The sequence below is a fragment of the Candidatus Binataceae bacterium genome (genome assembly GCA_035294265.1).
Taxonomy (GTDB): domain Bacteria; phylum Desulfobacterota; class Binatia; order Binatales; family Binataceae; genus DATGLK01.
The window spans coordinates 23204-44102 of sequence record DATGLK010000025.1 but is presented as its reverse complement, the minus strand read 5'-3'; the positions used below and the strand labels follow the sequence as shown (position 1 = coordinate 44102).

At 62.4% G+C, this 20899-nt stretch carries 21 protein-coding genes; 16 read left to right on the top strand and 5 right to left on the bottom strand.

Annotation, left to right across the window (positions count from 1 at the left end; translation table 11 throughout):
* Window positions 1–127: 127 nt before the first annotated feature.
* From VKV28_04315 to VKV28_04300, 4 genes are all read left to right on the top strand, one after another.
* Window positions 128–637 (top strand): transcription termination/antitermination NusG family protein, encoded by a 510-nt coding sequence (locus tag VKV28_04315; protein ID HLH76013.1) that lies wholly within the window; start codon window positions 128–130, stop codon window positions 635–637.
* The gene (locus tag VKV28_04310) at window positions 634–1218 is read left to right on the top strand and encodes a hypothetical protein (GenBank protein HLH76012.1); all 585 of its coding nucleotides are present in this window, start codon (window positions 634–636) and stop codon (window positions 1216–1218) included. The genes VKV28_04315 and VKV28_04310 overlap by 4 nt, the downstream gene beginning before the upstream one ends.
* 408 nt (window positions 1219–1626) lie before the next feature.
* Window positions 1627–4299, top strand: a complete 2673-nt coding sequence (locus VKV28_04305; GenBank protein ID HLH76011.1) for an SLBB domain-containing protein — start codon at window positions 1627–1629, stop codon at window positions 4297–4299.
* Between the two features lie 223 nt (window positions 4300–4522).
* The gene (locus VKV28_04300; protein HLH76010.1) at window positions 4523–5275 is read left to right on the top strand and encodes a lytic transglycosylase domain-containing protein; all 753 of its coding nucleotides are present in this window, start codon (window positions 4523–4525) and stop codon (window positions 5273–5275) included.
* On the opposite strand, the gene VKV28_04295 is transcribed toward VKV28_04300, so the two are convergent.
* Window positions 5276–6304, bottom strand: coding sequence for a zinc-binding dehydrogenase (locus tag VKV28_04295; protein ID HLH76009.1), 1029 nt, complete (start codon window positions 6302–6304; stop codon window positions 5276–5278).
* Between the two features lie 142 nt (window positions 6305–6446).
* Between VKV28_04295 and VKV28_04290 the strand changes: the two genes are divergently transcribed.
* The 3 genes from VKV28_04290 to VKV28_04280 all read left to right on the top strand — a co-directional run bounded on the left by VKV28_04290 (window position 6447) and on the right by VKV28_04280 (window position 9166).
* Window positions 6447–7025 carry a VOC family protein gene (locus VKV28_04290; protein ID HLH76008.1) on the top strand — a complete coding sequence of 193 codons (579 nt, stop codon included), beginning with the start codon at window positions 6447–6449 and terminating at the stop codon, window positions 7023–7025.
* 89 nt (window positions 7026–7114) lie between these two features.
* Window positions 7115–7672, top strand: a complete 558-nt coding sequence (locus tag VKV28_04285) for a VOC family protein (protein ID HLH76007.1) — start codon at window positions 7115–7117, stop codon at window positions 7670–7672.
* A 24-nt stretch (window positions 7673–7696) separates the two neighbouring features.
* Entirely contained in the window at window positions 7697–9166 is a 1470-nt protein-coding gene (locus VKV28_04280) for an amidohydrolase family protein (protein ID HLH76006.1), read from the top strand.
* Between the two features lie 12 nt (window positions 9167–9178).
* Here VKV28_04280 and VKV28_04275 read toward each other — a convergent pair whose 3' ends face one another.
* From VKV28_04275 to VKV28_04265, 3 genes are read right to left on the bottom strand one after another with little or no spacing between them, the layout of a single operon-like run.
* Entirely contained in the window at window positions 9179–10024 is an 846-nt protein-coding gene (locus tag VKV28_04275) for an intradiol ring-cleavage dioxygenase (GenBank protein HLH76005.1), read from the bottom strand.
* 53 nt (window positions 10025–10077) lie between these two features.
* Entirely contained in the window at window positions 10078–11208 is a 1131-nt protein-coding gene (locus VKV28_04270; GenBank protein ID HLH76004.1) for a maleylacetate reductase, read from the bottom strand.
* Window positions 11209–11232: 24 nt separating this feature from the next.
* Complete coding sequence (locus VKV28_04265) at window positions 11233–11619, bottom strand: hypothetical protein (protein ID HLH76003.1); 387 nt, start codon at window positions 11617–11619, stop codon at window positions 11233–11235.
* A gap of 152 nt (window positions 11620–11771) precedes the next feature.
* Between VKV28_04265 and VKV28_04260 the strand changes: the two genes are divergently transcribed.
* The 8 genes from VKV28_04260 to VKV28_04225 all read left to right on the top strand — a co-directional run bounded on the left by VKV28_04260 (window position 11772) and on the right by VKV28_04225 (window position 18125).
* Entirely contained in the window at window positions 11772–12719 is a 948-nt protein-coding gene (locus VKV28_04260) for a D-glycerate dehydrogenase (GenBank protein ID HLH76002.1), read from the top strand.
* A gap of 150 nt (window positions 12720–12869) precedes the next feature.
* Window positions 12870–14018, top strand: coding sequence for an ABC transporter permease (locus VKV28_04255; GenBank protein HLH76001.1), 1149 nt, complete (start codon window positions 12870–12872; stop codon window positions 14016–14018).
* Window positions 14019–14020: 2 nt separating this feature from the next.
* The gene (locus tag VKV28_04250; GenBank protein HLH76000.1) at window positions 14021–14824 is read left to right on the top strand and encodes an ATP-binding cassette domain-containing protein; all 804 of its coding nucleotides are present in this window, start codon (window positions 14021–14023) and stop codon (window positions 14822–14824) included.
* Between the two features lie 16 nt (window positions 14825–14840).
* Complete coding sequence (locus VKV28_04245; protein HLH75999.1) at window positions 14841–15830, top strand: MlaD family protein; 990 nt, start codon at window positions 14841–14843, stop codon at window positions 15828–15830.
* Window positions 15827–16459 (top strand): PqiC family protein, encoded by a 633-nt coding sequence (locus VKV28_04240; protein ID HLH75998.1) that lies wholly within the window; start codon window positions 15827–15829, stop codon window positions 16457–16459. Before VKV28_04245 ends, VKV28_04240 begins: the two co-directional genes overlap by 4 nt.
* A gap of 64 nt (window positions 16460–16523) precedes the next feature.
* Window positions 16524–17483, top strand: coding sequence for a dihydrodipicolinate synthase family protein (locus VKV28_04235; protein HLH75997.1), 960 nt, complete (start codon window positions 16524–16526; stop codon window positions 17481–17483).
* Window positions 17484–17492: 9 nt separating this feature from the next.
* Window positions 17493–17747: a hypothetical protein gene (locus tag VKV28_04230; GenBank protein HLH75996.1), complete on the top strand. Its 255-nt coding sequence runs from the start codon at window positions 17493–17495 to the stop codon at window positions 17745–17747.
* 99 nt (window positions 17748–17846) lie between these two features.
* The gene (locus VKV28_04225) at window positions 17847–18125 is read left to right on the top strand and encodes a hypothetical protein (protein HLH75995.1); all 279 of its coding nucleotides are present in this window, start codon (window positions 17847–17849) and stop codon (window positions 18123–18125) included.
* Between the two features lie 203 nt (window positions 18126–18328).
* Here VKV28_04225 and VKV28_04220 read toward each other — a convergent pair whose 3' ends face one another.
* Window positions 18329–19459 carry a 5-methyltetrahydropteroyltriglutamate--homocysteine S-methyltransferase gene (locus VKV28_04220; GenBank protein ID HLH75994.1) on the bottom strand — a complete coding sequence of 377 codons (1131 nt, stop codon included), beginning with the start codon at window positions 19457–19459 and terminating at the stop codon, window positions 18329–18331.
* A 110-nt stretch (window positions 19460–19569) separates the two neighbouring features.
* On the opposite strand from VKV28_04220, the gene VKV28_04215 reads away from it, so the two are divergent.
* Entirely contained in the window at window positions 19570–20832 is a 1263-nt protein-coding gene (locus tag VKV28_04215; GenBank protein HLH75993.1) for an aromatic ring-hydroxylating dioxygenase subunit alpha, read from the top strand.
* Window positions 20833–20899 lie beyond the last annotated feature (67 nt).

Below are 20899 nucleotides of genomic sequence, written 5' to 3'. Positions count from 1 at the left end.
TGGCTCGGCTTGAGTCAGTTCATCAAAGCGCACTTGCAGTCCGAAGCGCTCTTCTATTTACTTGTTGTCGTCGATAAGAAAGCTTGGAAGAGCGGTAGCTTGCACGAAGCACCGAAAGGTGGGGCTAATGTCCGACGCGGATTTCAGCAATTGGTATCTGGTTCGCACCAAGCCGCACAAGGAGCGTTGGGTATTCGATCAGTTGAAACGCATCACCCAGGAGCCCTTCCTTCCTCTGCTGCGCTCCAAGACCCGTTGTTTCGGGCGGCTGACCACCACCGTCAAACCTCTTTTTCCATGCTATGTGTTTAGCCGTTTCAACCTGAAAACCTGCTATTACGACGTCAAATACACTCCCGGCGTGCACAGCTTGGTTGGCGTCGGAGGCGAACCGGTGGTGGTTTCTAAACTGATCGTGGAGGAGATCCGGCGGCGCGGCGAGAATGGGATCGTGGAGATTCAGCCGCCGGCCTTGGGGCACGGTCAGCGCATCACCATCGTGGACGGCCCCTTCCGCGGTTTCCAGGCGATCTTCGATCGCTACCTCTCAAGTAGCGAGCGGGTGGCAATATTGCTTGACGCGATTGGAGCCAGTTCCATCAGGGTGGTTTTACCGCTAAGTTGCGTGGCTGAGTGAAGCTCGCGCATCCTGTCGATACCGGTTCACGCCGCCGCGCGCCGGCCCTGGTCGCCGTGGGCATGGCGCTCTTGATGTTCGCAGGCTGCTCCTTGAATAGCGGCTATGGCTCTATCCCAGGTGCACGCCAACCCTTCTTACGCTCCTTCCTAGGCTTACCTTTCGGCGCCGATTTGGCCCAAGCCCGCCAGCGCTACCCAAGCGGAATGGTTCGGACCAGCCCCATGGGCTTTACGTGTTATCAGGTCCGGGGCTTGTCTGGTCAGGGCATTCAGTACCCGACGGTGTTATACGAGTTCACGCCTCAGGACGGGATGCAGATGGTGCTAGCGAGTTTTACCGCCGATTCTTCCGCTTTGGTTTTCACCCGCCTTAAAAAGATACTGGGTTCGCCCTCGCGAGAGCTAGGTGGGAGCGGGGCAGACGATGTCCCCCGCTTGGCGCTGTGGCCCAACCGCGATGGTGGGCAGGTGCGCTTTGATGGGCGCCGCCAGTTATTGATCGTCCGCAATCAAGCCTCGAAGGCACTCGCCCAAGACCTCAGCCTGCGCCTTGAGAATGATTCCGACCCGTTGGATTGATCCCGAGCAGGGATAGCTACGGGCATCCCTGACCGCCCTCGACTTGCGCAAACCCCAGCCAAGGCGTTCCCCGTCTGGCAGCCAGCCTGGCAGGGGCGAAAAGACCCACTCCCGCGATTTCACCGCGGGCTCTGGCAGGCCGCGCCCTGAGCAACTGGTTTTGTTTCAAATTCATCTCCCCTGAGCAGGGGTTGCTGACTCCGGTCGAGCCCCGGCGATTTTTGGTCAGTGACAAGCCCGCTCGCGATTCACCGCGCCAAAGTTTGAGCGTTACATTCACCCGCATTATAGTCGCCGCGTAAGCCAGGCGGGTGTCGATTGCTGCCATCCGCGCATTGATTGCCCCCCAAACCAAGAGCGCTAAACCTGGCGCGGCTAAGGCTGCGCCTTGCCGTGGAAGGCTGTCCCATGATTAACCGACGCAGGCTGGGAAGCGCGATTTTGGCTGTCTGGATAGGGTTGGGCTGGGTTGAGCTTGCGCGCGCGCAGGGGCTGGCTGGCAATCCTGGGCCGGCGGTGAATGGCGATGGGGGAGAGCTGCCCCAGGAGAGTTTAAACAACCCCCAAGCACTGGCGCAGCGGCTGGGTTTGACGCCCGAGCAGATCAGCAGCTACCAAAACGCGATCGCCGGCGGCGGCTTGAGTTCGGATCAGCTCGAAGCTCTCAGCGCGCGGGCGCAAGCCAAAGGGCTGAGTATGCAGGAGACTATCGCGATCGCGCAGTCGATGGGGCTGAGCGCGGCGCAAATCGAACAACTGCGTAGCCGCGCCCCCGTGCATAGCCAGCCGCCGGCAACGCCGGCCAGCGCGGTTGCGGCCAGCGGGGCCGAGAGCGCGCTGGAAAAGAAGTTTGCCCTCTTGGACCAGCCCGACGCGCTACCACCCCCGCCCGACACCAAACATCTGCGTCAATTCGGCTACAGCCTGTTTTCCGCCCCAGTTTCCACCTTTGCGCCAGTGGCCGAGGTGCCGGTAGGCAGCGATTACGTGTTGGGACCCGGTGACGAATTGAACATCAACACCTGGGGTCGCTTTTCACGCAGCCAGGTGATCTCGGTTGACCGCAATGGGGCGATTTTTCTGACGGAAGTCGGCCCTTTGCAGGTAGCAGGGCTGACCTTCGGACAAGCGCAAAAACTGATCGAGGGGCATCTCGATCAAATCACCGGTATCGACTCGCAGGTCACGATGGGGCGCTTGCGCACGATCGGCATTTTCGTGCTGGGCGAAGTCGCTCAGCCCGGCGCCTACACGGTCAGCGCCTTGGCGCGCATCTCCAATGGCCTGCGCGCCGCCGGTGGAATCAACCCTACCGGCAGCTTGCGCCAGGTGCAGTTGCGGCGCGCCGGGCATGTAGTCGCCACGCTGGATTTGTACGATTTGCTGCTGCGCGGCGATAATCGAGAGGACCTGCGCCTGCAAGCGCGCGACGTCATTTTCGTTCCGGTAATCGGAGCGGTGACGGCGGTCGCGGGCGAGATCAAGCGACCCGCCATCTATGAGCTGCGCGGCGCCAGCGCCAGCTTGCAAGAGGTGGTCCACTTGGCGGGAGGCGCCACTCCCTTCAGCTATGCCCAGCGCTTGCAGGTTATCCGCACCGCCAACCACAGCCACATGGTGGCCTTGGATATCGACCTAGAGCGTATCGCCGACCAGCGCTTTCAGGTGCAGGACGGTGATCTGATTAAAATCTTTTCGGTCCTACCCGGCCCCGACAACGAAGTGGTGCTCAGCGGCAACGTGCGCCGGCCGGGCAGCTATCAGCTTTACGACGGGATGAAAGTAACCGACCTAATCCGCCGCGGCGAAGGGGTTCTACCCCATACCTTCTTTGCCTATGCCCTCCTCAAGCGCTTGCAGGGAGCCGACCGCACCACCCTTTATCAGCCGCTCAATCTGGGCGACCTGCTAGCCGACCCCAGCGACCCAGGCAATTTACCGCTGCGCCCGGGCGACGAGCTGGTAATTTACGGGGAAAACCAGATGCAGTCCCAGCCCACCGTCAGAGTGGAAGGCCAGGTCCGCGCACCCGGCCTATATCCGCTCAGCCATGGGATGAGGGTGAGCGATCTGGTCTATGCCGCCGGTGGGGCGGCAGACCAGGCCTACTTGGCCCGAGCCGAGCTGGCGCGCACCGAAGTTCTGCATGGCGCGCGCACCGTGCACACCTTCTTCACCATCAATTTGCAAGCCGCCTTGCACGGCGACCGGGAGCAAAACCTACTCCTGCGCGACAACGACGAACTCTCGATCTGGGCGGCCCCAGGCTGGCATCTGCCCTGGCTGGTTACTGTCCAGGGCGAGGTGGCACGTCCTGGCCCCTATACTATCCGCAAAGGCGAGCGGCTGGCCTCTCTGCTCAAGCGCTGCGGAGGCCTGCTCCCGGATGCCTACCTGCCGGGATTGATCTTGATTCGCGAATCAATTCGCAAACGTGAGCAGGAACAGGTCGAACTCGCGCGCTCGCGCCTAGCCGCGGGCTTGGCTCAACTGCAGCTCACTCAGGCCCAAAGCTCCAACAGCGGCAATCCCCCTGCCGCGACCAACTTCGACACCCTAGAGCGCCTGCTGTCACAGGCTCAGGGGTTGCAGGCCCCGGGGCGGCTGGTCGTGCAGTTGGGGCCGCTTGACGGTCCGATGCCCTCTGACCAAGATGTGGTGCTGGAAGATCAGGACCGGATTATGGTGCCCAAAGTACCCAGCGCGGTCTCGGTGATGGGCCAGGTATATACCCCCACCGCGATCGTCTATGACGCCACCATGCGGGTGGAAGATTACTTGCAACGGGCTGGTGGTCCGACCGAATTGGCCGACCCCGAGAATATCTTCGTGATCAAGGCCAACGGCCTGATCCTGACCCGCAGAGGCTACGACTTGAGCCGTCGCTCGCGAATCTTCCCATTTTTGCCGGTGATCTCGGGCGGCTTGATGGCCAGTCGGCTACAGCCCGGCGATACGGTCTATGTGCCCGACAAAATCGTGCGCAGCAACAAACTGGAAGTGGCACGCGACGTGGCCACCATCATCGGTCAAAGCGCCACCGCCTTGGGCATGATCGGAGTGCTGGCGGTCGGGATCTAGAGGTCGCGTTTGTAGGATCTGACATGGCGGACTGCGAGCATGTCAAAACGAGGCGAGCGGAGGCAGTCGAAATCGAAGGTTCTCGGACAACTTGGTCAGCCTCAGTGACGCGGGCGGCGCTGCTCGTGCGGACGGTGGGCGGGCACGGCGGCTCGCCCCACCAAGCCTTACCGATTTCTGTAACCGCGCAGCGCTTCGCTTATTTTGGAGGCGCGACACTAACATGAACTTGGCTGCCCGCTCCCTGCGACGCGCCCGTCCCTTTCGTGCGTCCGGCCGGCCTCGCGGCTATCTTATAGCATGGCGCGGGCTGCGGGCCATCAGCGGTCTGCTCATCCTGGTGCTTTTGTGGGTTGGTGGCGCAAGCGCGCAGAGCGGCTCGTGGAGCCCGCAGGAAATGGCACGCTTGTATCAGGTAGTGGGACGCATGTATGGAGTCGATCCAGGCTTGCTGGCCGCTATCGCGCAGGTGGAATCCGCCAACGACCCCAGCGCGGTCTCGCCCAAGGGGGCGCAAGGGCTGATGCAGCTCATGCCCCAGACCGCGCAGCGCTATGCGGTGCGCGACCCATTTGATCCGGTGCAAAGCGTCCTAGGCGCGGCCCGCTTCCTGGTCGAGCTGCGGTCGTGGGCTCAACTCACTTTCCCCACCTCATCCTATTTACCTGAAATCTTGGCCGCCTATAACGCAGGGCCAGCAGCGGTACAGAAATATGGTGGAATTCCGCCATATCAGGAAACTCACGCCTATGTGCGCCGCGTGCTATGGGCCTACCTGCTGGGCGTGATGCCACCCCCGCCGTCCCGAGCCGGGCGCTCGTCCGCCTCCCCGCTCCCTCACCCCGTGCGCCGGCGCGCCGCGATTCGCCCGCCAGCACCATCGGCCTTGGAGCAACTGGCGGCCATCCAACGAGCACGAGCCCAAGCCCTCAAGCAGCAACCCGGCTTGGACCGAATCGATCTGCACCAGCCCTGATTAGCGCTGGCTCTTGGCGCTGCGGCTACTGTGGGGTGTGAGCACCACCTTACCCAGTCCGGCCCGCCCCTCCACCCAGCGGTGGGCGTCCACTGCTTCCGCCAGCGGCATGACTCGATCGATTAGGACGCGATAGCGCCCCTGCGCCGCAGCTTGCAGGCTGAGGTCAATATCATTGGAATTTTGGCGCGTCGATCCGATAACGGTGAGGTTTTGCATATACAGCCGGCTGACATCGAGCGGCACGATACCGCCGCCATGACTGCCGGCGGTGACCAAACGCCCGTCGCGCGCCAGGCTAGCCAAGGCCTGGGGGAAGAGGTCGGGCGCCCCTATATTTTCGAATACCACGTCGACGCCGCGCCCTCCGGTTAGCTCACGCGCCCGTGCGGTCAGATCCTCGGCCCTATAGTTAATGCCATGGTCGGCGCCCAGCGCCAGAGCCGAGGCCACCCGCTGATCTGCACCCGCCGCCGCGATCACCCGCGCCCCTAGATACTTTGCCACCTGCACACCGGCGCTGCCCAGACCGCCGGCCGCGCCCATCACCAGAACCCACTGGCCGGGCTGGAGCCGCGCTTCATCGCGCAACAGGCCAAAGGCCAGAGGCGCGTGGCGAGCCACCACGGTAGCAGTGGGGAAGTCGATTGTATCAGGCACCAGATGGGTGTTGGCGGCAGGCACCGCCACGTACTGCGCATATCCGCCCCATTGATGCACACCAAGCAGACGCGGGAGTTGGTCGGGCGCGCTCAAACGGGAGGAAACCACGACCCGATCGCCGACTTGGCGCGCGCTCACCTCCGCACCCGCGGCCACGATCACGCCGGACGGATCGACCCCGAGCACATGGGGCAGGCGGATGGGAACCGGGTACCTGCCGGCGCGCGCGATCAGGTCGAGGGTCTGGTTGACCGAGACCGCGTGGACCTCGATCAGCACGTCGTGCGCTCCCACCACTGGGTTAGGCACCTCTTCCAGCCTCATCACTTCAGGCGGCCCAAACTCGCGGATGACGATCGCTTTCATCTCGATTTGCCTCGCGCCGCAACCTAAGGAAGCCAGGGGCGGGCGGCGTTTGCCCTGGTCAATGTTAGGGCTGCATAATGGCGGGGCGCAAACCGCGGCGCGGCCGCGGCGCGGTCAAGCTTGCGAGCGGAGATGAACCATCATGGTCGAAGTAGAAAAAATCAAGCGACTGGCGGCCTCGCAAGACCAACCTTTCGACCTGCAAAAGATTGGCCACGTGGTCTTGCGGGTAACCGACCTGGAGCGTTCGGCACGCTTTTATACTGGAGTGCTGGGAATGAAAATTTCCGATGTGTACTCCGAAGAGCTGGCGCCCGGCGGCATGGTCTTCATGCGCTTCAACACCGACCATCATGGGATCGCTTTGGTGGGCGGCGCGCCGGGCCCGGGCGAGCGACACGAGCTGCATCATTTCGCCTTTGAAGTGGCCACCTTGGACGAAGTCTTCCGCGCCCGCGAGCATTTGCGCCGCCATCAGGTACCGATCGTGTTCGAAGGCCGGCGGCGGGCCGGAGCGCAAATCGCGGTGGAGTTTTTGGATCCCGACGGCCACAACCTAGAGATATACTGGGGCGTGGATCAGGTTGGTAGCGACCAGTGGGTGCGGCCGGCCGAACAGTGGCGCGGCGCAGCCAGCTTGGAGGAGGCGGTAGCCCATCCGGTGCCCGGTCAGCGCCCGCGCCTGCTCGACCCGACGCTGCTCGAGCATAGCCGCGCTTAGCTTGAACGGCCGGGGGACAAGCTCCGGGCGATTGACGGGTGCGCACGGAGCGTGTTATCGCTCAGATGAATCTACGCTGGAGGCGCGCCATGCCTGGAATGCATCATATCGGTCTTTCGACCCTCGATTTCGAGGGGACCATTGAATTTTATACTAAGAAGCTGGGTTGGAAGATTGCCTTCCAGGACATCCTGGAACCCAAGCAGGGCGGGCGCATCAAACACGTCTTCCTCGATAGCGGGGGCGGTTGTTACTTCGCCTTCATGTGTCCAGAGCGGGTGCCTGGAGTGCCCGAAGAGTATGCCACCGATATCAACAGCGCGCAAAATCTGCCCGGCGCCTTCTACCATTTCGCGATGGCGGTGGAGTCGCTGGAGGCCTTGAACAAGCGGCGCGAAGAGCTGGTGGCCCAAGGAATCGAAGTAACTCCGGTTATCAACCATAACTGGGCCCGCTCCATTTATTTCCGTGATCCCAACGGCTTACTGCTTGAATACTGCGCGACGGTGCGCGAGCTGACCGCGGAGGATCGCGAACTCAAGCATCAGAGTCAGGACAGCTTTGGCGCCCTCAAGCCCGAGGAGCTGGTTTGGGTGCGCAAGATCATGGACGGTCCGCGGCGCGCACCCGCACCTCAGCTAGCCTGACGCCATTAGAAGCTTGGCTTAGCGATGGCTTCGGCAATCAGTCAGAGCTCCAAGTCGGCCGCCATCCGCGCGCAGCTGAAATATCCGGTGATCGATTCGGACGGCCACACCTTCGAGATGGGGCTAGTGTTCTTCGACTACCTCAAGCGGGTAGCAGGCGCCACCATGGTGGACCGCTACCGGCGGGCTTTCGATAGCGGCCACACCAGTTCCCATTGGCGCGAAAATTCGCCCGCCCAACGGCGCGAGCGTCGCGAGCTGCGCCCGACCTGGCGTGGAATCGCCGCCGCCAATACCCGCGACCTGGCCACCGCGATTCTGCCCCGCCTGACCTACGAGCGGTTGGACGAAATGGGGCTGGACCACGCCGTGATCTACCCAACTTTGGGCTTCCAGATAGAGGGCGTGGCCGACGACGAGGTGCGCCAAGCCGCTGTGCGCGCGCACAACCTGATGAAGGCCGAGATGTTCGCCGAATTCAGCGATCGGCTGACTCCGGTCGCAGGCATCCCGATGTATACCCCGCAGGAAGCCATCGAAGAGCTGGAGTACGCAGTCAAGGAACTGAAGTTCAAGGCTGTCATGGTGCCCAGTTATGTCAAGCGGCCGATCGCGGCGGTCGAAAAGCGCTACCCCGGGGTCGGCCAATGGGCCTATTGGATGGACACCTACGGACTGGATTCTGAATACGATTACGATCCGTTCTGGGCCAAATGCGTGGAGCTGGGGGTGTCGCCCACCTTTCACTCGCTAGGCTACGGCTGGGGTGCGCGCCAATCGGTTACCAACTACGTCCATAACCATCTAGGCAATTTCGGCGCCAGCGCCGACGCCATTTGCCGCGGCCTGCTGATGGGCGGCGTGCCCAAGCGCTTTCCCAAGCTGACCTTCGCCTTTCTGGAAGGCGGCATGGCGTGGGCGCGCGCACTGTACTCCGATGCGATTAGCCATTGGCAAAAGCGCAACGGCGAGGCGATCGCGCTCTATGACCCCGATCGCATCGACCGCGCCCTGCTCAAGCGCGAAATGGTGCGAGCCGGCGGCCGCTTCACCCAAGGACACGAAGATCAGATCCTCGACGCGCTGATCAGCCGGATGTATATCGGCGAAGATGCTGCTCTGACTGACGAATGGGCCCCCAGTGGGATTACCTCGCCCCAGCAACTGCGCGACATCTTCGTCAATCAGTTCTACTTCGGCTGCGAGGGTGACGACCCGCTAAACGCTCTCGCTTTTCGTCCAATGGGGACACCTTTCGAGGCCCGCCTCAAGGCGCTGTACGGCTCCGACATCGGCCATTGGGACGTTCCCGACATGAGCGAGGTGCTGGAAGAAGCTTACGAACTGGTCGAACATCATCTCATCGACGAGGACGAGCTGCGCCAATTTCTGTTCGACAACGCGGTCGCGTTCTGGACCTCGACCAATCGCGACTTCTTCAAGGGCACTACAATCGAAAGCGAAGTCGAGGCCTGGCTCAGCGCGCGCAAGTAGCCGGCGGCGAGCTCAGGGCTTGAGCGGCGCCAACTTGAAATCGAAGTGAATCATCTCTCGCACTTCCTCCTTATTATCTGAATTGGGTTGGTAATTTACCACCAGCGGGTCGCGCGCGCCGAACACCGCGTCGGATTCCAGATACTCGTCGCCCGCGATATAGAGCGCGGTGGTGAGGGTATGATAGCCGGACGCCGACAAGATGAAATGGATATGGGCGGGGCGGAAGGGATGGCGCCCTTGCGCGCGTAGCAATTCTCCCACCGGGCCGTCGTGCGGAACCGGATAGCTCTTGGGCTTGATCGAGCGAAAATGGTAGCGCCCCTCGGCGTCGGTGCGAAATTTGCCGCGCAGATTCATCGCCGGTTGGGTGGGATCCTGCACGTCGTAAAAGCCGCGCGGATCGGCCTGCCAGACATCGAGCAGCACCCCCGGCAGCGGCCGGCCGTCAACCGCGGTTACCTGCCCCCGCACGACAATCGGATCCCCCGGGGTGCGAGCGATGTTGGCGCCCAGCTCCAACTCCGGAGCGCCTTCGACATAAAAAGGGCCCAGTAAGCTGCTCTGCGTGGCGCCCGCGGCGCGCTTGCCGTGGGCCAGCAGATCGACTAGTGCACTCACCCCCAAGGTATCGGACAGCAGTACGAACTCCTGCCGCTTGTCATCGGTGATATGACCGGTGGCAGTGAGGAACTCGACCGCGCGGCGCCATTCTTCGTTGGTCAAATCGACGTCGCGGACAAAGTCGTGCAGATGCTCGATCAGGCTGGTGAGCACGCGCCGGACCCGCGGATCGAGCTGCGGGCCGAAGCGCGAGAGGACCACCTGGGTGATATTGCGATCGGTTAGTTGCGCCACCAAACTCCTCCTGCTATTCGCGCCTTGTCCTAGCATAGGCGCGGCTGGGACAACTATGCCGGACGGCGGCCCTCGAAGGCCGCCTGCAGCAGCGCGCGTACCCCCTCGGGCGTGATGGGGCGGGGATTGTAATAGGGATTTTGCGCAGCCAACTCGACGGCGGTCTCGAGATCTTCCGCGCGCATTCCAAGCTGCTGCAGCGAGGTCGGCCCGCCCAGCTTCTCGATCAGGTCGTAAAGCGCGTCCGCCGGCGTAACGCTCTCCAGCGCGCGCCCAATTCGCGCCATCGCCTCCGGTACCGCCGGAGCGTTGTAGGCGAGCGCGTGGGGTAGCACCACGGTATGCGTTTCAGCATGAGGCAAATTGAAGCTCCCGCCCAGGGTATGGCAGAGCTTATGATGTAAGGCGCTGCCGCCGGCGTCCAGGGCAATGCCCCCCAACCACGCGCCGCACAGCAATCGCTCGCGCGCGCCCGGGTCGGCGCCACTTGCCGCCAACCTTGGCAGACTGCTCGCTATCAGCCTGATACCCTCCTCGGCCAACGCGGCGACGGCGGGATTGGCCGGCTTAGCGTAAAGCGCCTCCACGCAATGGGCGAGCGCGTTGATCGCGCTGGTGAGTGAAAGCGCAAAAGGCAATCCCAAGGTCAGTTCGGGATCGTACAGCACCGTTTTTGGCCGCACTCGCGGATCGACCCCGGTGCGCTTGCGGCTGTTTTCCGTAAGCCCCCAGATAGCCGTCAGCTCGGAGCCAGCGTAGGTGGTCGGCACCGCCAGGATCGGCAACTCCAGCTCCAGCGCAATCGCCTTGGCCAGCCCGGTGGTCGAACCGCCACCGATCGGGACCAGGCAATCGGCCTTAAGCTCGCGCGCCATCGAGCGGCCGGCCTGAGCAATTTCAACCGGAACATGCATCACGGCGCCGGCGAAAACGCCGACGCTGCGTGCGCCCAAACCGCTGGCTGCGTCGTCGGCAAGTTGGCGATGACCGGGGGTGGAGAGAATCAGCGCGCGCCGGCCCAGGCGCTCGACTTCGGCAGGTAGCTGGGACAATGCGCCGGGGAAAAAAATCACGCGCGCCGGCGCGCTCTCGTATACAAAATGCATCGGCAAAACCGAGCGGGCGCTCTTGATCCATCGCCCCGCCGCTTCTTTCCCATAGACCGCCTCGGCCGCGGCAGTCAAATCAATGGCCGCGTTCGCCCACCTTCACCCGATCGCGGTGATCAGCAATAAAGTAGATTCCTCCACCGCCTCCACGCCGTGCGGAACCTGGCGGTCCAAAGCCAGCAGTTTGCCGGCCGTGGCCTGCACGCTCTGACCGTTGGCGCTGAAGCGGATACAACCCTCCAATACATGCAGCGCGATCGGCCCCTTGGCGTGATGCTCGGCCATGTGTGCGCCGCGCTTGAGCACTAACAGCATCACGTTGAGCCCAGCATCCTTCACCAGGCTCAGCGCATGGCGGTCGGTGGCGTCCCATTGCGGCTGTTGCTTGAGACGGGCGACTTCGGCGGCCAGGTCCAGCAGCATCAGGTCACCGCTGCGAGGACGCAACGCTTGGCGATTAGCGCCGGATTCGGTCCCATCACTCATGACGGTCCCTCCATTTTGGTGCACTTTCCCCATCATTATCGGCGCGCCGGCGCGGCTTGTTAAGGTGCTGAATGCGAGCCGCACGCAAAGTGACAGCGGATGCGCCTCATGCTATGTGAGCCCCGATGACTACCCCCTTGCCGCGCGTGTTTGTGACTCGAACAATAGCGGCTTCGGCCTTGGCCCAGCTCGCTCAATTTGCCCAGGTCGATTTATGGTCCGATCCGCTGCCCCCTCCACCCGCCGCGTTGCGGGCCCATCTAGCCCTCGCGCAAGGGGTGCTTACGATGGTCACCGATCGGTTAGATGCTGAAGTCTTGCGCGCAACACCCCATCTGCGCGCGATAAGCCAGATGGCGGTCGGTACCGACAATATCGATCTGGCCGCGGCCGCGGCCCGCGGTATCCCGGTCGGCCATACCCCAGGCGTATTGACCGAGACGACCGCCGAGCTGGCCTTTGCTTTGCTGATGGCGGTGGCGCGGCGGGTGGTCGAAGCCGATCGGTACGTGCGAGCGGGAAATTGGCAAACCTGGGGTCCTGACATCCTGCTCGGCCGCGATCTTTACGGCGCCACTTTAGGAATCATCGGGATGGGCAAGATCGGAACGGCGATGGCACGTCGGGGGCGCGGTTTCGGGATGCGCATATTGTATAACAATCCCGCTCCAGTGAAGCTGCCGGATGAGGCCGAGTTCCTGCCCTTAAACGAGTTACTGCAACGCGCCGATTTTATTTCCCTCCACGCTCCCTTGACCGCGGCCACACGCGGACTGATCGGCCCAGCGCAATTTGCCCTGATGAAACCTGGTGCTATCCTGGTCAATACCGCCCGTGGCGAAGAGATCGTCGAACCGGCATTAGTGCAGGCCCTGGCTAGCGGCCGACTGGGCGGCGCGGGCTTGGATGTCACAGCGCGCGAGCCGCTGGACTCCGCAAGTCCGTTGCTGAGCTTTCCTAACGTCGTGATCACGCCCCACATCGGCAGCGCCTCGGTGGCAACGCGGCAAAAGATGGCCGAGATGGCGGTGGACAATCTGCGCGAGGGGCTAGCCGGGCGCCGGCCACGATGGTGTGCTAACGCCGCTCAACTGCCGTGAGCTCGAAGATTTAACCAGTTCGGCCCGGCCGCTCGATGCTCGAGCAGATCGAATGCATACTCTCGGTATAACGTTGAGAAAGCGACTTTTAGCATCCCTCCCACTTACGGCGGCCCCGCCAATAGGCTACAACTTAAGAACGCTTGACTGATGACTGCCGCAACTTTGCCCACAGCCAACGCGCTTGTTGCTCTGCAGCGGCGTGACGATAGCACCCTGCTGATGCAGCTTTCGGGCGCTTGGCGCTTACACCATGGGATGCCCTCGGCCGAGGAACTGGGCCAGCAACTGGCCGAACTGCGCCAACCCGCCCGCGTGGTCGTCGCGGCCGAAGTGACGAGTTGGGACAGCAGTATCCTGACTTTCCTGCTGCGAGCAGCCGATCGCTGCCGGCAAGCCGGGGCTGCGTTGGACCTCAGTGCCTTGCCCGAGGGTTTGCGCCGGATGATGGAAACGGCACAGGCGGTGCCCGAGAAGGTTTCGACCGCTGCCTCGCGCAAGCCGCCACCGTTCCTGCAAAGATTAGGCCTGTGGGGTATCGATTATGGCCGTAACTGGAACTCCTCGCTCAACTTTTTCGGCCAGGTTTCCATCGCCTTTTGGCATTGGATGACCGCACGGGCACGCTGGCGGCGCATCGACCTAATGCTGGCAATCCAAGACTGTGGCGTGCACGCGTTGGGAATCGTCACCCTGATAAGCTACCTGGTCGGAATTATCCTGGCCTTCATGGGCGCGATCCAGTTGCAGCAGTTCGGCGCCTCCATTTTCGTGGCAGACCTGGTGGGAATCGCAATGGTGCGCGAGATGGGGGCGATGATGACGGCAATCATCATGGCCGGCCGCACTGGCGCGGCCTTTGCCGCCCAGCTGGGCAGCATGAAGGTCTCCCAGGAGATCGACGCCTTCCAGACCATGGGAGTCTCGCCGGTGGAATTCCTGGTTCTGCCGCGAATGATGGGGCTGGTGCTGATGATGCCGCTGTTATGCCTTTACTCCGACTTGGTCGGCATTCTGGGCGGGGCCACGATCGGCACCTCCCTACTCCATCTGTCGTTCACCGCATACCTGAGAGAAACCGAGAGCGCGGTCACCATGACTATGCTCCTGGGGGGGTTGTTCAAGAGCGTGGTCTATGGCGTGCTGGTGGGGCTGGCGGGCTGTTTGCGTGGCTTTGAATGTGGCACCAGCAGCTCGGCGGTAGGCGATGCCGCCACTCGCGCCGTGGTCATGGGCATCGTGCTGGTGGTCTGCGCTTGCGGTCTGTTCGCCTTCGTCTTCAACATGTTGGGAATCTAAAGATGGCGCTGAAAGCCGCAGACAATCCCGTGGCGGAGGGATCCGCGGCGCCCAGCGACCGCGCGCCGATGATCACGGTGCGCGACCTGGTGCTGGCTTACGGTGATTTCGTGGTCATGCGCGACGTTAATTTCACCGTGCATCGGGGCGACGTCTTCATCATCATGGGCGGCAGCGGCTCGGGCAAAAGCACCATCCTACGCCATCTAATCGGTTTGAATCCGACCAAGCAGGGAGAGATTTTTTACGGCCAGGCCGATTTCGTTCATGCCGACGCCGAAGCCCGCCGCCAGATCCTGCGCCGAGTCGGTATCCTTTACCAGGGCTCGGCGCTATGGAGTTCGCTAACCTTGGCAGAAAATATCGGCCTGCCGCTGGCCGAATTCACCGATCTGAAGCCGGCGGAGATTCGCGAGGTGGCCGCGCTCAAGCTGGCGCTGGTGGGACTGCGCGGCTTCGAGGATTACTATCCCTCGGAGATAAGCGGCGGGATGCAGAAGCGTGCGGGGCTGGCACGGGCCATCGCCCTGGACCCTGAATTTCTCTTCTTCGACGAGCCCTCCTCGGGCTTGGACCCAGTCAGTGCGCGGCGCCTGGATGACCTGATCCTGGCTATGCGCGACAACCTGGGCGCGACCGTGGTAGTGGTCAGTCACGACCTGGCCAGCATCTTTGCGATCGGCAGCAACGCTATCTTTTTAGACGTGGACCACCGCGCGATGACCGCCAGCGGCCCTCCCAAGGAGCTGCTGGCCCATCCACCCAATGCGCAAGTGCTGACTTTTCTAACTCGCGGGGCACGCTAAGCTATGGATTCAAGCCATGGGTAAACACGTCAGTCCCACCTTGGTGGGGCTTTTCGTTCTGGGTGCAATTGCGATCGCGGGCACCGCGGTGGTGATTTTGGCCTCGGGCCGCTTGTTCACCAAGACCTTTCGCTGTGTGCTGTTTTTTTCCGGCGATGTCAACGGCCTGCGGGTAGGTGCGCCGGTGAAGTTTCGCGGCGTCGAGATAGGCTCGGTCTCGCGTATTCTGTTGACCTTGGACGAACCCGGGCAGAACCACCATACCCAGCTTTTCAACATCACCATTCCGGTTGTCATCGAACTCAACGAAAACCGCATCCTAAGTCACGGCCTGCGCATCGAAAACCCTCAGCGCACGATCAAGAATCTAGTCGCTTCAGGGCTGCGCGGTCAGTTGGCGATCGAAAGCCTGGTCACCGGGATGCTCTATGTCGCCTTGGACATGAAGCCCGGCAGCAAGCCGCATTTTGTGTTGCCCCAGCCCTCGGTTTATACCGAGATTCCCACGGTCCAGACCGAATATCAGAAGGCCCAATCCGCGCTGAGCCGACTGGTCGGCCAGTTGGACGAAGTCAACATCACCCACCTGACCGAAGCCTTGACCGGGACCTTGGATGGCGCCAACCGCCTGCTCAACGCACCTGGGCTGCAGCAAACTCTGGCCGCGATGCCCGTCACTTTGCATAACTTGAACGAGAGCACGCGCAAGCTAGATATGATGACCGCGCAGTTTACCGAGCTGGCGCGGGACCTGCGTGGCCAATCGGCGACGCTGAGCACCAGTTTGCGCCAAACCAGCCAGGCCGCGACCCAAACCTTGGATCAGGCTCGCCTGACTTTCGCCCAACTGGGGGTGGTGACGCAGCCGGACTCGCCGCTCAATTATCAACTGCTCAAGACCTTGCGTGATCTGTCGGCCGCCGCCGCGGCAACCCAGCGCCTGGCCGATTATCTGCAGCGCAACCCCAGCGCCCTGGTGCGCGGGCGTGCCGCCGGAGCACAATGAACACAGCGCGTCCCTATCTACTACTGCTCAGCCTGAGCCTATTCGCCCCCCTGGTAGCCGCGTGCTCATCGCTTCTGGCTCCAGTGCCCGACCGCACTAGCTATTACATTCTCACTCCCATCGCCGCCAGCGCCACTTCGCCAAGCACCGGCTCGGAACTGACCATTGGACTGGGTGAGATTCATCTGCCCGCCTACCTGGACCGGCGAGAGATGGTCACCCGCATCGATGCCAACCGGTTGAAAATCGCCGATAACGATCTGTGGGCCGAGCCACTCAGCGCTGCGGTACGCTCGGTGCTGAACGAAAACCTGGCGCAATTGCTCGGTCCGGTACGGATCGTCAACTACCCCTGGTATAGCAGCACCCACGTCGATTACGCGGTCACGCTCAATGCCACTAACTTTCAGTGCGACACGGGCAGACAATGCCGGGTCGACGCGCAATGGAGCATCAGCAATCAGGCCGGGCAGATGGTCTGCCAGGGGCACAGCGCGATCACCCTCACGGCCGACTCCGATTCCGCCAGTGCCCAGGCTGCGGCGCTCAGCCAAGCCTTGGGGCAAATGAGTCGGCAGATAGCCGACTCCGTCTCGCAGGCCTCGCAAGCGCACGCCGCCGCCCACTGATTCACCATAGACCGCCGGGCCGAGCGGGTGATAGGTTCGTGCAATTACTGCAGGGAGGGCTACCATGGCACCGCTTGGTTTTCAGCCTCAAGGCGTAATTCCAGCCTGCCTGTTGCCTTTCGATCGCGACCTCCAGATCGACCCTGCCGCCTACCGGCGCCATCTGCGCGACATAACGGCGGTGGCCGGTCTGAGCGCGATCACGGTCAACGCCCACGCTTCGGAAGTGGCCTCGTGCAGCTTCGAGGAGCAGCGTTGGGTGTTGGACTTAACGCTTGAGGAAATCGGCGACCGGCTGCCGATCGTGCAAGGCGTGTACGCCGACGGCTCGCTGGAAGCCGCGCGCCTGGCGCGAATGGCGCAAGCGGCCGGCGCTTCCGCCCTCTTGGTTTTTCCCCCGGCGCCCTTCACGATGGGCGCCCAGCGGCGACCTGCGATGGCGTTGGCTCACTTCGAGACTATCGCCCAGGCCAGCGATCTACCTTTGATCGCGTTTCAATATCCGCTGGCCGGCGGCCAGGGTTATCCCCTGGAGACGTTGGTGATGCTGTCCGAGCGCATCCCTAGCCTGTGCGCGATCAAGGATTGGTGCAACGACGTCGTGCTGCACGAGCGCCACATCCGGGTACTGCAACACCTGCCCCGCCCGCTCAGCGTGCTGACCACCCACAGCGCCTGGCTGATGAGTTCCCTGGTACTGGGCTGCCGCGGCATCTTGTCGGGCAGCGGTAGCGTTATCGCGGACCTTCACGTCGCGCTGTGGAGCGCATTCCAGGCCGGCGATCTGAGCGCCGCCCGCAGCCTCTACGAGCGCATCTATCCCCTGGCGCAAGTCTTTTACGCACCCCCGCTGGTGGACATGCACAATCGGATGAAAGTCGCGCTCGCCATTCTGGGGCGCTTGCCCTGCGCCGCCGTGCGACCGCCGCTGGTCGCGCTGGAAGCAGACGAATGCCGGCGCATCCGCGAGGCCCTCCAAGCCGCCGGCGTTGAACCGCACGGCGCGATTGCCCGCGCCGCCTGAGCTTCCCAAATGACGGGGGCGCAATGGCGCAACAGCGCGGCGCGGGCCGGTATGGGGGCAGTTTTCTTGGGTTGCGCCGGCTGCCTCGCCCTCCCGGCAGCTCCCATCGTGGTGGCGCACGCCAGCGTACTGGCCCCGTTGATCCTCAATCACACCGGGCTAATCGTCGCCTCCGATGCGGCCCAGACTCTCGGCGGCTTACCAACCCTGGCCGCTTCGGCTTCCGCCGCTCAGAGTGACAATGGCCCCGGCTACGACTGGTGAATCCGACGCCGCCGAGTGCGCCGATGGCTACAGCACCAGCGTTGTTGAGCGTATAAATCCATGATAAAAGGCGGGCTCAGAGAGGAGGGTGATAACACCATGCCTGATATCACCATCAAAGGCACCCTGCGTGAACCGGGTGGAAAAGCCGCCGAGGGGCGCAAGATCGCTTTCCTGTGCGACACCCAGATGCTGGGCGATGCGTTCGTCGATGCGGTTACCAAGGAAGCGGTTTCGGATCGCGAGGGGAAGTTTCAGGTTACGTTCCCCCAAGGGGTAAACGTACAAATTATGCTACCGGGTGGACAACGGGTCGCCGTGACGCTTCCGGAAAAATCCAGCATCGATTTCGACGAATTGCTCAAATCCGCGAAGTAGCCCTCCCAGCCCGCCCCGCGCGGGCTGAGGGCGAGGAATTTCCCTCCTTCGATCGTGCGAAGTATGGTTTGTACTCTCGGCTGTGTTCACAGATTGCGCAGCTGGCGTGGCAGGTGGACGGGTATTTGAATCCCTCCATCCGCCACGCTACAACCGCTGGCCCGCACGCCAAGCTTTTTCGCACGCACGATAGGGCTACCCTTCTAACCCCAGACCTCGCGCGCGGTCTCGATCACCAGGCGCAGCTTGGCGCTCTGCTGTTCGGGCGTGATGAGATTGCCGGGGATGGTGCTGGCAAAGCCGCATTGCGGACTCAGGCAGCACTGATCCAGGGCAATATATTTGCCTGCCTCCTCGATGCGGCGCTTGAGCGCGTCTTTGGCCTCCAGTTCGGGAAACTTGGTCGAAACCAGTCCCAGCACTACCGTCTTGTGCTTAGGCACTTGGCGCAGCGGCTCGAAACTGCCGGCGCGCGGGGTGTCGTATTCCAGGAAGTAGGAATCGACGTTGAGCCGGTTGAAGAGCATCTCGGCAAACGGATCGTAGCCGCCTTCGGAGGTCCAGGAGCTGAGGTTGTTGCCGCGGCACAGATGGAGCGCTAGATGGATCTGGGGCGGGCGACCCTCCAGCGCCCGGTTGATCACCGCCGGATACACCTCGTATAGCAGCTTGTGCGGGTCTTCGCCGCGCCGGCGCAACCGCTCCCATCCGGCCGGATCGCTCAACGCACACAGCGTGGTTTCGTCCATCTGGACGTAGGTACAACCGGCCGCGGCCAGCGCCTGCAGCTCTTTTTGGAAGGCTTCGACGATATCGTCCCAAAACAGCTCGATCTCGGGGTAGACCTCACGGCTGATGTTTTTGCGGCTGGCGCGCAGATGGATAATGGTCGGCGAGGGAATCGTGATCTTGGGCGTGCGCTGGGTGCGCGCGCGGATGAAGTTGAAGTCATCGACGTGGATCGGCCCGTGCCAGCGCATCCGCCCGTTGACCACCGGCTGCGGAATGGGAATCTTGTTGCCGCTTGTATCGATAAAGAAGGTCTGATCGATCTCGGGGTCGTGACCCATCGCGATTCCGCCCAGGCCGCGGGCGTAGAAATCGGCGTAGAAAACCTCGCGCCGGTACTCGCCGTCGGTGATCGATTGTAAGCCGAGCTCTTCTTGATAAGCGACTACCTTACCGATCGCCTCGTCTTCGAGCTCGCGCAGCCGGGCCGCCGGCAGCCGGCCAGCCTTGAACTCCTCGCGCGCGGCCAGCAGGGCGGGCGGGCGCAAAAAGCTTCCTACGTGCTCGGCACGGAACGGAGGATTGTGCGGCGCTGAACTGGCCATCGAACGCCTCCCAAGGATAAATTTGCGCTCTTGACCGGGGCATCATAGAAGCTAGGCTTCCCAAAGGAAAGCCGCGCCGCGCCGCGGCTGATCGCACAGGAGGAATCTCGATGCTGAGCGAAGCCGCCAACCGGATCTTTACCCAGGTCGGTCCCGGAACTCCGATGGGCGAATTGATGCGCCGCTACTGGCATCCGATCGCAGCGGTCACCGAGATGGAGGAAAATCCGGTCAAGGCGGTGCGCCTGATGGGCGAAGACCTGGTGCTCTTTCGCGACCAGCAAGGCAGCTACGGCCTGCTGGATCGCCATTGCCCCCATCGTCGCGCCGACCTGTCCTACGGATGGGTGGAAGAATGCGGCCTACGCTGCAATTATCACGGCTGGGCCTTCGACGCGCAGGGCCGCTGCGTGGCGCAACCGTACGAGGAACAGGCCGATCCCAACAGCCATTTCAAGGAAAAGATCAACATCAAACATTATCAGGCCGCCGAACGCGCCGGCCTAGTGTGGGCCTACATGGGGCCGCAGCCGGCGCCCCTGGTCCCCAACTGGGAGCCTTTCACCTGGCGTAACGGTTTTCGCCAAATCGTCTATGCCGACATTCCCTGCAACTGGTTCCAATGCCAGGAGAATTCGATCGACCCAGTCCATTTCGAATGGATGCACGATAACTGGGGCAAGAAGCTGCGCCACGAGGGCGGCGTCGCACCTCGGCATCTAAAGATCGCCTTCGACGAGTTCGATTACGGTTTTACCTACCGGCGCATCCGCGAGGGGGCCGGCGAAGACCATCCCTTGTGGACCATCGGGCGCGTCTGCTTATGGCCGAACGCACTGTTTACCGGCGGCCATTTCGAATGGAGGGTGCCGGTGGACGACGAGAACACCTTCAGCGTGACCTGGTGTTTCGACCCGGTGCCGCGCGATCGCCACCCCTATGTGCAGGAGAAAATCCCCTATTGGCGCGGTCCGATTAAAGATCCACGCACCGGGCGTTGGATTTCCACCCATATTATGAACCAGGATTTCATCGCCTGGGTCGGGCAAGGAACGATTGCCGATCGCACTCAGGAGCATCTGGGCGCCAGCGATGTAGGCGTGCTGTCGCTCCGCAAGCGCTTTTTGGCCGACCTCGATGCGATCAAGCGAGGCGAGGATCCCAAGGCCACGATTCGTGATATCGAGACCAACCGCTGCGTAAGATTGCCGATCGCCGAACGCGATTACCATGAAAATGGACCCACCCGCGAGGAATACGAAGCGCGGGTCAAAGCGTTGGGAAACCGACGCGCCTATCCGTTTCAGACTGGCCAGCCGCCCGAGGTAACCCGCGCCTTCGAAGACGCCCTAGGCATCAAGGTTGAGGCCTGAGCAAGTCCGTGGTGCAGATCCTCGAGCTTGCCTCCGCGAGAGCACAGAGGCGGGCTCGATGATCCGC

Coding starts and splice junctions, on each gene's coding strand:
- VKV28_04315 (HLH76013.1), top strand. CDS start 128: ATGTCCGACGCGGATTTCAGCAATTGGTATCTGGTTCGCACCAAGCCG.
- VKV28_04305 (HLH76011.1), top strand. CDS start 1,627: ATGATTAACCGACGCAGGCTGGGAAGCGCGATTTTGGCTGTCTGGATA.
- VKV28_04300 (HLH76010.1), top strand. CDS start 4,523: ATGAACTTGGCTGCCCGCTCCCTGCGACGCGCCCGTCCCTTTCGTGCG.
- VKV28_04295 (HLH76009.1), bottom strand. CDS start 6,304: ATGAAAGCGATCGTCATCCGCGAGTTTGGGCCGCCTGAAGTGATGAGG.
- VKV28_04290 (HLH76008.1), top strand. CDS start 6,447: ATGGTCGAAGTAGAAAAAATCAAGCGACTGGCGGCCTCGCAAGACCAA.
- VKV28_04285 (HLH76007.1), top strand. CDS start 7,115: ATGCCTGGAATGCATCATATCGGTCTTTCGACCCTCGATTTCGAGGGG.
- VKV28_04280 (HLH76006.1), top strand. CDS start 7,697: ATGGCTTCGGCAATCAGTCAGAGCTCCAAGTCGGCCGCCATCCGCGCG.
- VKV28_04265 (HLH76003.1), bottom strand. CDS start 11,619: ATGAGTGATGGGACCGAATCCGGCGCTAATCGCCAAGCGTTGCGTCCT.
- VKV28_04255 (HLH76001.1), top strand. CDS start 12,870: ATGACTGCCGCAACTTTGCCCACAGCCAACGCGCTTGTTGCTCTGCAG.
- VKV28_04250 (HLH76000.1), top strand. CDS start 14,021: ATGGCGCTGAAAGCCGCAGACAATCCCGTGGCGGAGGGATCCGCGGCG.
- VKV28_04245 (HLH75999.1), top strand. CDS start 14,841: ATGGGTAAACACGTCAGTCCCACCTTGGTGGGGCTTTTCGTTCTGGGT.
- VKV28_04240 (HLH75998.1), top strand. CDS start 15,827: ATGAACACAGCGCGTCCCTATCTACTACTGCTCAGCCTGAGCCTATTC.
- VKV28_04235 (HLH75997.1), top strand. CDS start 16,524: ATGGCACCGCTTGGTTTTCAGCCTCAAGGCGTAATTCCAGCCTGCCTG.
- VKV28_04230 (HLH75996.1), top strand. CDS start 17,493: ATGACGGGGGCGCAATGGCGCAACAGCGCGGCGCGGGCCGGTATGGGG.
- VKV28_04225 (HLH75995.1), top strand. CDS start 17,847: ATGCCTGATATCACCATCAAAGGCACCCTGCGTGAACCGGGTGGAAAA.
- VKV28_04220 (HLH75994.1), bottom strand. CDS start 19,459: ATGGCCAGTTCAGCGCCGCACAATCCTCCGTTCCGTGCCGAGCACGTA.
- VKV28_04215 (HLH75993.1), top strand. CDS start 19,570: ATGCTGAGCGAAGCCGCCAACCGGATCTTTACCCAGGTCGGTCCCGGA.